At 43.9% G+C, this 14,276-nt stretch carries 7 protein-coding genes; all 7 read right to left on the bottom strand.

The genetic code is table 11. The features are described 5' to 3' along the window. Window positions 1-75: 75 nt before the first annotated feature. The 7 genes from FAZ15_RS18290 to FAZ15_RS18260 all read right to left on the bottom strand — a co-directional run bounded on the left by FAZ15_RS18290 (window position 76) and on the right by FAZ15_RS18260 (window position 14,087). The gene (locus FAZ15_RS18290) at window positions 76-927 is read right to left on the bottom strand and encodes a sialate O-acetylesterase (protein ID WP_136902757.1); all 852 of its coding nucleotides are present in this window, start codon (window positions 925-927) and stop codon (window positions 76-78) included. A gap of 96 nt (window positions 928-1,023) precedes the next feature. Next, window positions 1,024-3,189, bottom strand: a complete 2,166-nt coding sequence (locus tag FAZ15_RS18285) for an endo-1,4-beta-xylanase (RefSeq protein ID WP_136902756.1) — start codon at window positions 3,187-3,189, stop codon at window positions 1,024-1,026. Between the two features lie 25 nt (window positions 3,190-3,214). Further along, a complete protein-coding gene (locus tag FAZ15_RS18280) occupies window positions 3,215-4,249 on the bottom strand; it encodes a DUF5627 domain-containing protein (RefSeq protein ID WP_136902755.1) in 1,035 nt (344 codons plus the stop codon). A 19-nt stretch (window positions 4,250-4,268) separates the two neighbouring features. Beyond that, the gene (locus tag FAZ15_RS18275) at window positions 4,269-6,038 is read right to left on the bottom strand and encodes a RagB/SusD family nutrient uptake outer membrane protein (protein ID WP_136902754.1); all 1,770 of its coding nucleotides are present in this window, start codon (window positions 6,036-6,038) and stop codon (window positions 4,269-4,271) included. Between the two features lie 25 nt (window positions 6,039-6,063). Beyond that, a complete protein-coding gene (locus FAZ15_RS18270; protein ID WP_136902753.1) occupies window positions 6,064-8,928 on the bottom strand; it encodes a SusC/RagA family TonB-linked outer membrane protein in 2,865 nt (954 codons plus the stop codon). Window positions 8,929-8,967: 39 nt separating this feature from the next. Continuing rightward, window positions 8,968-10,908, bottom strand: coding sequence for a RagB/SusD family nutrient uptake outer membrane protein (locus FAZ15_RS18265; protein ID WP_136902752.1), 1,941 nt, complete (start codon window positions 10,906-10,908; stop codon window positions 8,968-8,970). 11 nt (window positions 10,909-10,919) lie between these two features. Then, window positions 10,920-14,087: a SusC/RagA family TonB-linked outer membrane protein gene (locus FAZ15_RS18260; protein WP_238387307.1), complete on the bottom strand. Its 3,168-nt coding sequence runs from the start codon at window positions 14,085-14,087 to the stop codon at window positions 10,920-10,922. Window positions 14,088-14,276: the final 189 nt, after the last annotated feature.

Raw genomic sequence — 14,276 nt, 5'->3', positions numbered from 1 at the left:
TCGTCGCTGCTCTTTTTGCAACAGGATGAACCCTCACAATCGCCCGATTGTTGAGGGTTTCTTATGCGATAGTTTTTATGGAGCACTTTTCATAAGCTGAAGCATCTTATAAGCATAGTTTTTCCCCAATTGACGATAGCCTGCAGGGCTAAAGTGCAATCCGTCAGGCACACCTTCACAATCTTTGGATGAAATGATATGTGCATTGCGAACCGTCTGTGGCAAGGCTTGAATAATGGTATTCATACTGGCGCATTTCCCGCCCTGCTCAGCTGATAGCATTTCACCAGCCAACAACGGTGTTTTGGATGCTTCGAGTCTAAGATCTTGTAATAGATTTTGATAGACCTTATTCACTTTGTTTGGCCAGTCGGGATCTCCAGTATTGCTTTCTCCCTGATGCAGTAAGATGCCTTTTATGATACCACTTTGTTGCGCTATCTTGCCCATTTCAACGAGTCTCCCATAAGGATCGTTGCTATAGGCTGCCAGCATCCCTTTCATCCAACTAGGTGCTTTGGCTACGTAGCTGCTGGTGCTATCTCTATCGAAGAGCTGGATATGGCATCCACCTACGGATACGTTGATGACGCCAACGCGAATGCTGTCTGGAAGATTATCCGTCAATGCTTTGCCAAAGTAATCTGCAGGTGTCAAACCTGTATTGCACCGCGTGATAGGAGGTTTGGCAATATACCATTCTCCTTTTTTGCGATCGCGATCAGGGCAGTCTACGGCTTGGAGCGCATAGAAGCGGTCATTACCGACAGTGTCTTGATCTTCGAACTTGCCATGGCCTTCCATATTGGATTGGCCGAAACAGAGATAAATGTGGAAATTTTTGTCTTGGGCATATGATTGCTGATTTGTATATATTGAAATAGAGGTTGTAATGGTCAATAAGATAAAGTAATTCTTTATATTCATGATTTTTGTGCCTATTAGTAAAAAAGGAGGGACGATTGCCCTATCGCCCCCCCAAAAAAGAACTGTTTCAGTGTTTCTAACGGAAACAGCATATCGTTATTTTTGTTTTTCCAGTGCCTCAGCAACTGCTTGATAGGCCGGTTTCCGGACGAAAGACTCGGTCCATAATCCAATTGGTTCGCCCCTTCTCCAGAACGAATATTGGTTGTCTGGGCTGTCTAATGGACTCCAGACGGTAATACCGTACTGCTGGGCTTTCGGAATGATCTCAAAATATTTTTCGATCACAAACTTGTACATTTCCGCTTGTTTTTGGTACATTTCGGCTGTCGCATTCGGTGTTTTGATGCCGTCGCCCAGACCGATGTCGAGCTCGGATACTTTGATCAATTTGCCGGTGGCAGCCAATAATTCGTACATGTTGATGATGTTATCTTTATTGGTCTTAATGTCAATGTGCATTTGTGTACCGATACCATCTACCGTTACGCCTTGACTTTCTACGTAATCAACATAGGCAATCAGGCCTTTACATTTGTTACCGCCACCTTCGAGACCATAATCATTGATGAAAAGTATATCGGCTGGGTTACCATATTGCCTAGCAAATTGGATCGCTTGGACGGCATAGTCTTTACCGAGGTAATCCTGCCAATAGAATTCATCTTCTGCCAATTCGGCTTTACCGACGCCGGTCTTTAGCGCGTACTGATCTGGCCAATCGGACATCGGTTCGTTTACGACATCCCAAGCTTTAACATAGTCTTTGGTAACCGATAACATCCCTGCGATAAATGTTTCCAGTGCCTCGGTTAGGATTGACTTTTTCTCTTCCGGTGTTTTTTCAATTATACTACCCCCGGGGCCACCATATCCTTCTCCTTTTGCAGATTGTGAACGCGTGGAGCTGTTACCCCAACCGCCCCAAGGGCTGATGCCATTTTCAAAATCCCCGTTGCTAAGCAGGTTGGTATTGGATCCCGCTTTTGTTAAACTGATATGATCAATTAAAGCCGTACCGTTATATTGTCCGTGATTAATGATAAACCGGTTGCGCAAAGCGGTAGTGGTGAGTTTAAGTTCGTACTCTTTATAATCTGTCGTTAAAGCTATCGCACCAAAGCCATTGCCTTGATAATCAGCGGTGCTTTGCAGGTCAAAGCTAATGTTTCCGGCTTTACTGCCTTTTGCTGCCACTTTTAAGATATATTCGGTATTGTTCTCAATACCTGTGAGATCATGGACCGTTTGCGCTTCCCAAGCATTTACTACCGTCGGATTTGTCAGTTTTAACGCGTACCCCGCTTCACTTGAGCCTCCAGTACCTTCTTCATTGTATTTAGTCAACTTCAGGTTGTCAAAATAAAATGTGGTCGCGTGCTTTCCAAGGTTAAAGGCAATGGTACTACAGTCTGCCATTTCTGGCGTAATTATGATCTCTTTGGTAAATGTTGCCCAAGTTGGAGTGGTTGAAAAGCTCCCGAAAAATTCATAATGCTTATAGGAGTAGGGTACCAAATGAGCTTGTGTTCCGAATGTAGCTGCAGCGTCTGACTTCATATCTATGCTGAGCGTATAACGTTCGCCTGCTTTCACAACGGGCGAAAATTTGATGAAAAATTGCACATCCCAGTCATTCGTACGCACACTTTCGTTTTCCAGTTTAAGTGCACGACCTTCGCCGTTGGCGCCCTGGCCGTTAGCTGTAAAGGAAACCACAGCATTGGTGTTATATTCATAGTTACCATTATCCGAACTTTCGAAGTCATTTGAGGTCACGATATCCCATGTTGGTCCGCCACCCCCAGGTAACTTGATCGGCGCAATCAGGCTATTTAGATAGGTTGCATTCTGTCCGGAGTGCCAGGTAAGCGTGTGACCAAAGAGGGCCATGTTATTTTCTTTAGCTGCGGTAATCAAACGCTCAAGCTTGCTCAGGTTAAGTGAGCCATCTGCTTGTACGATGGAGGAGTGCTTCATCTCGTATCCCATCACCATTTCCTCAAAATTGCGATTTACCAAGCGGTACATCACCCCTCTATTAAGGTAATCATCCATATTCAATGCTACACCCCATTTAAAATTAGGATGAGCATTTCTATCTATGTATGACATTAATGGTGCATACGAGTTTATATCTTCCTGTGCGATGACACTTTCTGGTTTTCCCGCTAAGTAGTCTAACATTTCATGCTTGGCGCATGAACTTAATAGGACACCTGCAAGCAGGCTATATCCAATTCGTTTATTAACTCGGTTCATATTTGTAAGTGTTTAATTGGTTGAATTAAGGTTTTAGAGCCACAGAAAAAGTTTCCATTTTTACACCTCTGTCGCGCATAACCAATGTGTCCTTTGTGCTGATACTCATCTGCGCCATATCGATCTGGTATTCCAGATACATCGCATCGCGATCGGTGTTGCCCCAACTGTTTTTCTCCCCTCTTTTAATAAACTTGCCATTACCGGATGCCGTGATGCCTGTTGTACCGGAGCTAACACTACAGTTATTGTTGTTATCAAAAGACAGGATGAGATTAAAGTTGATGTTTGTGCCATCCACGTCCTTGAATGTAAGCGGAAGTATGGTATTCTTTAGCGACTGTGTAGACAGGCTCTTTACCTCATCTTTTTCAACGAATGCTTCGCGTCTTACCTGCGTTTGGCTAAGGGAAGTGTTTCCGTTTTTTCCAACAATGACATCTTGTCCCCTGCGCAGGTAATTACCGTGCCAGGTGTTGATGTATTTGATAGCATAGAAGGTGTAATCTTTAGGAGCTATATCCCAGTCATCGGCCACCGCCTTACGTAATAAACTTCCTGGAGACGGTGTGCCCGATAAAATTGAATCGGCACTGGCTACGCCTGTCAAACGGATAGGGAGAACGTAAGTCGTATGAACAGCTTTTGGGTCTGCAAAAAAAGCATCCGTAAGCTGTACCTCGACTCCTCCAGAAGGCTTGCCCTTTGGTATAACAATTTTGTTGGAAGCTAGGGTATAATAATTACTAGGTAGGGGTTGCACATCTGCACCCCCTGAACCGTACGTAATATTCTCGGTCATGGCATTATCAACAACAAAATCAATCGTGATATCCTGCTTATTGCTGTAGACACCACCGGTCGTAGCCATGACATTCACTTTCCCCTGATTATCAAGTGAAGTATCAAATATATCTTCTCCCATAGTGATCGTACGTACGGGATATTGGTAGGCGAAATATATCGTCTGGTATTCGAAATCCGGGAATTCCCAATCCTGGTTTTTACAGGAGATAAATGCTAAAAGTAGCATCGCGGAAAATATAAGTATTCTTTTCATCTGATTGTTTTTTTATGGTTTACCAGCCGTTGTTTTGTTCGAGATTATTATATTTCAGTATTTCACTGTAAGGAATAGGGCCATACTGCATATAGGGCTCATATACTCTATTTTCGACATTGATCGTTGTATACGCATTATTTTGTATACTGACGCCCTGTGCAGGCTGCGTGAAATTTGAATTCCACCTTCGAAGATCCCAAAAACGGAAGCCTTCAAAACATAATTCCAAACGCCTTTCGTTTCGGATGAGTTGCTGCATGAGCGCTTTATCGTTTTTCACTTGTTCTAAATAGGGGTCTCCGTTTGTCGTACCTACACCGGCACGGGTACGGATCGCTTTGATGATATCATAAGCGGAAAAGCTATGTATACCTGTACCCATAGGTCCCCAAGCTTCATTGGCTGCCTCGGCATAGGCAAGGTAAATCTCGGTCATACGTAATCTAGGAGTGATGTGGTATTGTCCTGATACAGAAGACGGATTGAGGTTGACATCCTGTCTTAACAGCTTACGCATGTAATATCCTGTCCGTGTTGAGGTTTCTACCTTATTTAACCCATCATTGGTCGGACTGTTTACCGCGGTGTTGATCGCCGTATTATTGACACCAGCCGTGCCACCGTTTACCAAAATATAGTTTTTAAGACGTGGATCACGATTATCATAAGGTGCAGTGGCAACATATCCGCTATTGGCGGCATCACTAATAGGGTATCCATTGGCCATGGGAAAGGCGTCGACAAGGTTTTGTGTCGGATTCAGGCGACCACGACCAAATAATGTTGGTGGGAAATGGTCTGCCTCTAAGTTTGATGTCACATCACCACGATCCACGCGCCATAGGATTTCGGCCGTATTTCGCCCCTCATTCATCGTATTCACACTTGCCGATTGATAAAATAACGCACCCTGTGGATCTATGCCTGCTATTCCTCCTTTTTGTTGGATGACCAGAGCCGCGTAGTTGGCCGCGTCAGCCCAAGTGGTTGTGTTGCCACTACTGTAGGCTGGACTGGCGGCTTGTAGGGCAGCTTTTGCCTTGATGGCCTGGGCTATCCGCCGAGTCATCCGCAGCCGAAAATGATCTCCAAAAACCCGATTGTAATCGCTTACATTAATCCCGATACTTTGATATTTGGTTGGAATTTGACTTTCCGAAGAAATATCTTCGTAATCTAAGGGCAGTAGGTCCTCTGCTTTTTGGAGGTCTGCATAAATTTGTTGCATACACTCTTCAAACGTCGCTCTGGGATGATTGAAATCAGACTCCAATGTCTCATGCTCGAGTACAATAGGCACACCCAGCAGTTCGCCGCTTTTGCTTTTTCCGGCGTGTGATTGGAGTAGATGGAACAGAAAGAGGGCACGGAGACCGTAAGCTTCACCTTTCATACGGTCGTTAAACATGGCGGTAACCGGCTCCGTCGTTGCCCACTGCACCTTGTCTGTCAACGCTAGAAAGTTGTTAAGGTACTGTATAGCCGACTTGCTGTTGCGCCATTGATCGAAAGGGTTGTTGATCGCTGTCCACTGTCCTGTGGCAATTTTCAAGTAATCGCTTGCACGATCGTTTGTAACAGCATTGTCGGTAGCTACATCGTTAAAAGACCAACTATTGGTAGGTACACGTGTATACCCATTTAATAACAGCCCCTGTGCATATAACGGCCTGTCGTAGGCTGTTTCTATATCGAGGATATTTTCAATGGCAGGCGAAAACATATCTTCACACGAGGTGAAACATAATGTAGAGGCGATGCCGAATATAAATAGTGTTTTTTTCATGTCAATTTATTTAGGAGTCTGCGGGTTAGAATAAAGCTTTCACACCAAAATTGAAAAATCGCGTTTGTGGCGCGCCACCTACTGTCAGTTGCATGGTTTCCTTTTCTTTGGCAAATGTCATTAGGTTGAAGCCATTCACATAGGCGCCTAACTCACGAACTATTCCATTTCCTAATATACTTTTCGGAAAATCGTATGTGATCTGAACCTTCGAAAGGTCGAAACGATTCGTTTTGTACATCCAGAAGTCGGAACTGCGGAAATTATTATCACTGATAGCGGTAGTTAGACGCGGATATGTAGCAGTTTCTTTCGTTTCTTCGGTCCAGCGATCGCGCGCTAAGATAGAATACTTGTCTTCTCCGTCCATCCAAAAGTAAGAGCTGTTTTTCATGGCATAAGCACCATATCTTCCGGTAGCTACAGCAAAAAACGTCAGATTTTTCCATTTTGCGGTAAGGTTAAAGCCTAGTGAAAATGGCGCTCCTGCCCATCCGCCTCTTCCTAAATATACCTCATCACGGGTGTCAATAGTTCCGTCTCCGTTTTGATCAATATATTTGATGTCGCCGGGCTTAATTTCACCGAATGTGCTTAGTGCTGCATTATCTACATCGGCTTGATCGCTGTAAAATCCTTGACTCTGAAGTCCCCAAATTGCATCTAGCGGTTTGTTGGTACGGTTTTGATAGGCATTTTCGTACAATTCATCGCGTTTTAAGGCTTTGGTATCGTAATAAAGACCCGTCATACCTAAAGAAAAAAAGCTGTTGGTATAAGATTTGTTCACATTGACGCCAAAATCGACACCCTGACGCTCGTCTACGTTGAAGTTGACAAACGGCATATCCGAATAGTTCGGCCAGTAGGACATAAAATACATCGGATAAAGTGTACTTGGTTGCACTAGCATACCATGCATTTGATTGTAAAAATAGGAGGCGTTAAAAGTTACGAGGTTGTTGTACATGCCGGCTTCTATACCGAAGCTAATTTCGCGGCGCTGGGGGTAACGCATATCCATGTTTTCGCCGCGAAAGCGATCGAAAGTATGTACCAATTGACCGTCCCGCCAGCTATACCATGCTGCATTGTTGAAGGTGTAATAGCCCTGATACAAGTAATAATCTTGAATATCGAGATCCGTATTGACTACTCCTGCTGATGCCATTAACCGAAGGTTATTAAAGATGCTGTTATCTTTCATGAAGTCTTCCTCACTAAGTCGCCATGCCATGGAAAGGGTAGGAGAAACTGCCTTGCGTTTGGCCGGTGGCAACTTTGCAGAATGGGGTAGCGCCGCACTGAAATCTATGTAATATTTATTGGCATAGTTGTACCCCAAATGAAGTCCTAAATTCGCATTACTTTGTTTGTGGTATTGTTGCGACTGTCCGATCTGAAAGGCATTGGCCAGTAGGATAGCCGATACGTGATGTTGGTCATCATAGGTACGGGAGTAATTCAATTGCCCCGTAAAACCCAAAGTTTGCCGATAGGCACTTCCGCCAATGTTCTGCACTCCTGAAATCCGATCGTCGCCATATTTCGTCAGGTTGCTGATTTGATCTCTCCCGTCATAGTTGTTCCATGCTGCTTGGTAGATGGCATAGCTATTGTTGTACGACTGGTTGTACTGGTTCTGGTAATCAATGGCCATGGCTGTCTCGAATGTTAAACCTTCCAAAACGCTGCTGAGATCAAAATCCAATCCGGTATTGAACTGAAACTGCCGGTTCATGTGTCGGCTGTTTCCTCCAGCATAAATATTAGCGAATGCATTTGTTTGGTCTAGTTGACTACCTCCTAAGAGATACTTGCCATCGACGAGGAAATTGCTGTTATTAACATAGATCCAGGAGTTTTCGTCACTTTCTTCGATCATATCGATAGGTACAAGAGGCGAAAACCGATGCGGACGACCTGTTGCAGCTGCACCCCAATAGTCCGCATTTACGCCTTTGGAGGTGTAGAAACTTGCTGCGGCATCTACATTTAAGGAGATGATGCTATTTAATTGTACGTTGATATTTCCGCGCATATTAAACCGATTGGAGGTATTGTTATCTACGGCCTCTCCAAAGTTTAATAGGGAGCCGGCAGACCAAAAACCAAAATTGGTATAATACTGTGTGCGTTCGCTACCACCTGATACCTCTGCCGTAGCGTCGTATCGGTTGTAGCTGTTTTTGATATAGTCCGACGAATAATAGTCGACGTTGGGATAGCGATACGGATTGAGCCCTGCGGCATGATGATAAATACTTTCGTCCGAATAGAGATTAGGTAGTCCGTCATTGCGTCTAGCTTCATTATACAATGTCATATATTCTGCCGACCCAAGGTATTTTGGATAGCTAATGGGCGTATTGACACCGGCATTAGCTCTGATATCTATTCTTTGATCTCCGGATTTTCCGCGTTTGGTGGTAATATAAATAACCCCCTTGGCCGCCCGGCTTCCATAAAGCGCAATAGCATTGGCACCTTTCAATACCGAAATTTGCTCAATTTCGGTAGGCATCACATTGTTTGCATCGCGTGGAAATCCGTCGACAAGAACGAGATGGCCTCCCGAGCCCCAAATGTTTCCGTTATAACCTGATATTAAGGCATCAAGGTTATCTAAACTATATGTCGTGTAATTTTTTTGAAGCAATTTGGCGAAATCGATCGCTTGCACTTCGCCCATAAGGTCTTTTTTCCTTACCTTTCGGAAGGCAACCTGTACTAGGGTGCTATCTGCCATTAAACTATCCTGCAATTGCATTAATGCAGCATTCGGTGCCATATTGTTGGTATGTGCAAATAAGCGGAATGCCGATGAGTCAAGCATACTCAAACCAACCATACTTACGCACAATGCTATTTTTATTTTTTTATACTTCATTGTCTTCACATTTAAATTGAATTGGATCGATTACCTTGATTACCATCCGGGATTTTGTGAAAATTCGGGGTACATACTAACATCTGCAACTTTAAGCGGAAGCCAATAATGTTTACTGGTGAATTTCCTTTCGAGTAGAACGGTCTCCCGGATATTAACTACTCGGTTTTCTGTCGGATCGGATGCATTAAAGGTTCCTGCGCGATCAAATTGGATGGCTGTTTTAACCGTATATGGACTTTCTGTCAATAGTAACCACCTTCTCAAATCATTAAAACGATGGCCTTCATACGCTAGCTCAACTGCTCTCTCCCGACGTAGTTCACCAAGAAAAGCTTCTGGCGAGCCCAAAAATTTGCTATTTACAGCTTCGACGCCCGCGCGGTCTCGAATGGTGTTCACGGCTTCTACTGCATTTTTTGTGTAGTTAGGCGCTTTTCCCGTTGCTGTACCGTAGCCCATTGACGATGCCTCGGCATACATGAGGTATACATCTGCTAGGCGCATATAGGGTACATAAATGTGCATATTGGAACCGTAATCGTATGCACGGTCATAGATATTTGTCGTTAAAGGAATAAATTTCCGTAAAACATAGCCTGTTCGACTGCCGTTCTGAATATTGCGGTAAGATCCGTTACTGTATAATTGTGCATAACGACGATCATTTTCATACTTTATTCTATCTTCTTCTTTTGTTATATTGTCCGGAATAGGTATCGTTGCTTTTATGACCGTTAATCCATCGAAGAGAATATCATGATAAAAACGGGGATCACGCCCTTTCCAAGGATATTGTGGATCATAACCTGATTCCGCATCAGCTAGCGTAATATCTTTGATGGGGAGGCCATTAGCCATGCCATAATAATTAACATAGTTAGACGTAGGCAAAAATTTGATGGCATCGCCTTCTGTTATTATGCTAGGCATGTATTGTTTACTCGTTCCGTAATGTGTATTGTTACCCGCATTGTAAGGCCCTCTAAAAATAGCTTCGGTACTGCCGGGAAGCGCCCAGTTTTCGCTAATGGTGTAGAAATTGAGGTGATAGTTTTCGAACTCTACCAATTTATGTGGCGCCTGCCCGCTCTCGGTCAATGTCAATAACTCGCCAAATGCCTCTGCTGCTTTTTTACAGTAGTCGGTATGGTACGTACGACTGCCCGTAACCGAAAAATTCATGAGGGGACTACCTGCCCAAAGGTAGTTTTTACCTAAGTAGCCTAAGGCCATAATTTTATTGATCCGCAGGGCATTTTTACCTAAGGTGCGTTTGCCCGGGTTAGTGTCGTCCCAATTAATGGGTAAAAGATTGGCCGCTTCGCGGAAATCTGTGGCAGCGAGGTCAGCACATTCGTGATAACTTAGACGGGGGAGCGTTAGCTTCTCATCACTTGGTAGTACGTAATTGATGTACGGCATACCACCAAAATATTCCATTAGTCTGTGGTGAAACCAACCACGAAAGAAAAGCAACTGCCCTTTGATCAGATCACGTTCTTCTTGCGTAGCTTCGTTCATTTTGTCCATATTTGCGAGTCCGATGCTGATTTTCCGTAACCCAAACCAAGCGGCATTCCAAAGGTCCTTATTGATATTACGGTCGTCAGGAAAAAATGGTGTTGCAAAGTCGCCCTGTTCCATCCATCCAGAACCCCAGCCATCGTGTTGCGCCTGCCAACCCCAGAAATTACCGTTGTCAATTTTGTGTATAAAATGATAGTCCGACGCGGTTGATGTAATCTCATCCTCCCCCCAATTCCAGGAATTGGTCCAATACAGATTGCTGAAGTTGACAATACAGTGGTATAGCTCTTCAGTATATCCTTGGAAGTTGTTGAAGTTTTTAAATGCTTCCTCCTCGGATATGATCGATTGTTCTTCTTTGTCTAGGTATTTCTCACAGGATATCATGGTTGAAGAACTCAGCATACCGCAGGACAGTAGAATCTTAATATATTTTGAATATTGTTTCATAACAGGTTCAATTAGAATGTAATGTTTGCGCCTAAATTAAAACGTTTCACCGTAGGATAGGCACCTTGCGAAGCCCATCCGGTACCTGCATAATTCGACTCCCGATCGTCTGGCATTTTTGACCAGAACAGGAGATTGTGCCCATTGAGGAACACCCGGATATGCTGAAAGCCCATGCGGCGGATGAAGTTGCTTTCCGACGTAAGGTTATACGCAATTTCTGCGGTCTTTAGACGGATATATGAGCCATCGTACATAAAGCGATCGGCTGCAGTATAACTGGCCATCGAGAGCCAGCGTGGTAATGGAACATCCGCATCGGCCTGATCTTTAGACCAGTAGGATCCTTCGTAATAGGCTAAATTTCTTTGTCGATCAAAGCTTCCCAAAACGACCTGTCTCGTCACATTATTGACGCCATACCACTGCGTCATAATGCTGAAATTTTTCCAGTCAAAACCGACCGTCAGATTATAGGTGTTTTGAGGTGTAGAAGGGTAGGCGTAGGGTATATTATCCTTGGTATCGATTATACCATCGCCATTGTAATCCACGATATGGTAGTTGCCGGGTAACTTATTGCCATCGTTGGTATCATGCATGGTACTTGAATACAACTCGTCCCAGGTATTGTAATAACCTGCACTTACATTAGTATAAGTCTGGCTGATTTGTTTGTTATTAAGTCTTTGATAGTCAGGTAGAAGTAATGGGCTATCTCCTTCGATGACTTTATCTTTGGCATGGGTGAAATTAAAATCACCCCATACCCGCCAGTTTTGGTTGATGTCTTTGTTAACTTTGAATTCTACCTCATATCCTTTGTTCTCTACAATACCCAAGTTGGCTACCGGCGCGTTTACCCCAAAGTAATCGGGTACCGCACGGCTGTTGCCGGGAATCAGGACATCAGTACGCCTATCGTGGAATACATTGACTTGTCCAGAAACTAGGCCATTAAGAAATCCAAAATCAACACCAAAGTTTGTTTTTCGTACTTTTTCCCAGCGTACATTAGGATTTCCAAGCTCGTTTTCTTTATACCAGGTATAGCTACTGCGTTCTGGCGCTTCGCCAATGACGCCCATATGCGATTGACCACCATAGGCCCATTGCGTCAGGTAGAGATAACGTCCGTTCACATTATCATCTCCAATGTCTCCATACGAAGCACGAAGCTTTAGCATATCCAGAAAAGAGAGATCCTGCATGAAGTTTTCTTCAGAAATTAACCACCCTATACCACCTGAATTGAAAAATCCAAATCGGTATTCCCGTGCAAATTTCTCCGATCCGGTATAGGCACCACTGTAGTCAAGCATATATTTGCCTTTGTAGTTGTAGGTGGTGCGGAATACCCAATCTTCGCGGAAAAAGGGTTGCATACTTCCTGTCGCATATTGGTTTCTATTGAATAAACCCATAGCCGTAACATTATGGTCTTCTGCAATACGTGTTGCGTAATCAAGCTGTAATTGATAGAACAACCGTCTATACGTTTGCCCATTATTTACCGATCCTGATTGTTGTGCCCAATTGATACCCTGTACGAAGTCGAACCGGCTTCCGTCTATATTTTGGCCGTAAACAGCTAGTCCTGTCTCGGGATCGATCCATTTGGTTTGTACACCATTGTTTAAATCATTGACACCTCGTCCGGCTTCAACAAAGGTATTGTCTAATGACATGCTTCCTCGTGCCGTTAAGCCTTTAATAAACTTGCCTAGATCTTGCTCCAAAATAAAATCGGTCGTAATTCGATTGGTGGTTGTTAGTTCCACACCGGAAGTAGCTAGTACTTGAGCGGAATTAATACCCACTTGGGAGTCGGGCTGGTAAAACCCCCAAGTACCATCTGAATAACGAGGGTAGATCACATCTGGTGGAACGGTGTACGCGGCGATCCAATATGCATAGTTATTACCTCCTCCCCAAGGGCTTTTGCGTGTGCCGTGCGATCCAGCTAAATTAGCGGAAAATTTTGTGGTAGGCGTGAGTTGGAAATCCAGGTTGGAACGCATATTCAAACGATTGAATCCATAGCCGGCTTCATAGCCTCGGTTGTTGTCGTTTTGGCGGAACATATCACCTTCGTACAGGTAATCGGCGCTGGCAAAATATTTTACAAATTTAGTACCTCCTGCAATATTGAGGTTGCTGTTTTGTGAGAAAGCATGACCTTTGAAAAGTTCTTCTGCCCAATTGGTATTGACGTAGCGCTCGGCTTCTGCCTGATTGGCTGGATAGCGGTACTTGTCAATAATATATTGTGGTTGATAAGCGGCCCAACTGTTTGGGGATAGTGCCAATTCGTTTTCGATCACCCGGTTACGGAGCATCATGGCATCATAAGAATCCATTTTGCCAGGTAACTGCGATACCGTTTTTACGATATTGTTCACAGTGCCGCGTACAGAAGCTTTACCTTCTCTTCCTCTTTTTGTTGTAATCAGAATAACGCCGTTGGCACCCCGTACCCCATAAACAGCGGTAGCTGATGCATCTTTTAAGACAGAGACAGTCTCTATTGAACTGATATCGACACTACTCATCGGGCGCTCCACGCCGTCGACCATAATCAATGGATCGGTATTGTTCCAGGTACTACGCCCACGGATTACAATACGTGGATCTTCTTCGCCAGGCATACCGGTACTGGCACTTGTTATTACGCCAGGTACATTACCGGTTAAGGCTGCACCTACACTGGCGACTCCGCCTGCTCGTTCCAACACTTTTCCGGTGGTCTGCGAAATGGCGCCCACTACAGTTTCTTTCTTTTGTGTACCGTATCCGACGACAATGGTTTCTTCTAATTCAATACTATTATTGTTAAGGATAATCCGAAGTTGGCTTTGATTTTGGATATTGAGTTCGATTCTTTCGTGGCCCAATTTTGTTACAATTAGTCTTTCCGCATGAACAGGCACGCTTAGCGAAAATGTTCCGTCGGCCAATGAAGACGTTGCAATGTTGCTACCTAACACGGCGATAGAGGCATTTTCGACTGGTGAGTTTTGTTGATCGACGATTTGCCCCGTTACTTGTCGGTCTTGTGCCATTAGAGGCATCACATGGCAGATCGATAATAAGAAAATAGGGAGCAAGAGCATATGGCTGGAAAGGCCCCAAAGTTTCTTACAGTGTCTCAAGAGAGAACATATAGATGTGATCATCATAGTGCTGAATAATATAAATTGGTTAACTTTATTCTATTAATTTAAATTGGGTTTCTTGGTGTAGACAATATATCACTAATATATGACATAACAATCCAAGATTAATCGTATGCAAGCGATTGCATGAATTGAAGCTGCAGTGTTCTGTAGTTACGTTTTGGTCATATTTTCATTTGTTAATCGTTTATC

The sequence above is a fragment of the Sphingobacterium olei genome (assembly GCF_005048855.1).
Lineage (GTDB): Bacteria > Bacteroidota > Bacteroidia > Sphingobacteriales > Sphingobacteriaceae > Sphingobacterium > Sphingobacterium olei.
The sequence above is the reverse complement of the archived record's forward strand: the minus strand, read 5'-3'. Positions and strand labels throughout refer to the sequence as shown.

Bases quoted from the DNA above. Each gene is read 5' to 3' on its own strand.
- FAZ15_RS18265 (WP_136902752.1), bottom strand. From the start codon at position 10,908: ATGAAACAATATTCAAAATATATTAAGATTCTACTGTCCTGCGGTATG.
- FAZ15_RS18290 (WP_136902757.1), bottom strand. From the start codon at position 927: ATGAATATAAAGAATTACTTTATCTTATTGACCATTACAACCTCTATT.
- FAZ15_RS18280 (WP_136902755.1), bottom strand. From the start codon at position 4,249: ATGAAAAGAATACTTATATTTTCCGCGATGCTACTTTTAGCATTTATC.
- FAZ15_RS18275 (WP_136902754.1), bottom strand. From the start codon at position 6,038: ATGAAAAAAACACTATTTATATTCGGCATCGCCTCTACATTATGTTTC.
- FAZ15_RS18270 (WP_136902753.1), bottom strand. From the start codon at position 8,928: ATGAAGTATAAAAAAATAAAAATAGCATTGTGCGTAAGTATGGTTGGT.
- FAZ15_RS18260 (WP_238387307.1), bottom strand. From the start codon at position 14,087: ATGATGATCACATCTATATGTTCTCTCTTGAGACACTGTAAGAAACTT.
- FAZ15_RS18285 (WP_136902756.1), bottom strand. From the start codon at position 3,189: ATGAACCGAGTTAATAAACGAATTGGATATAGCCTGCTTGCAGGTGTC.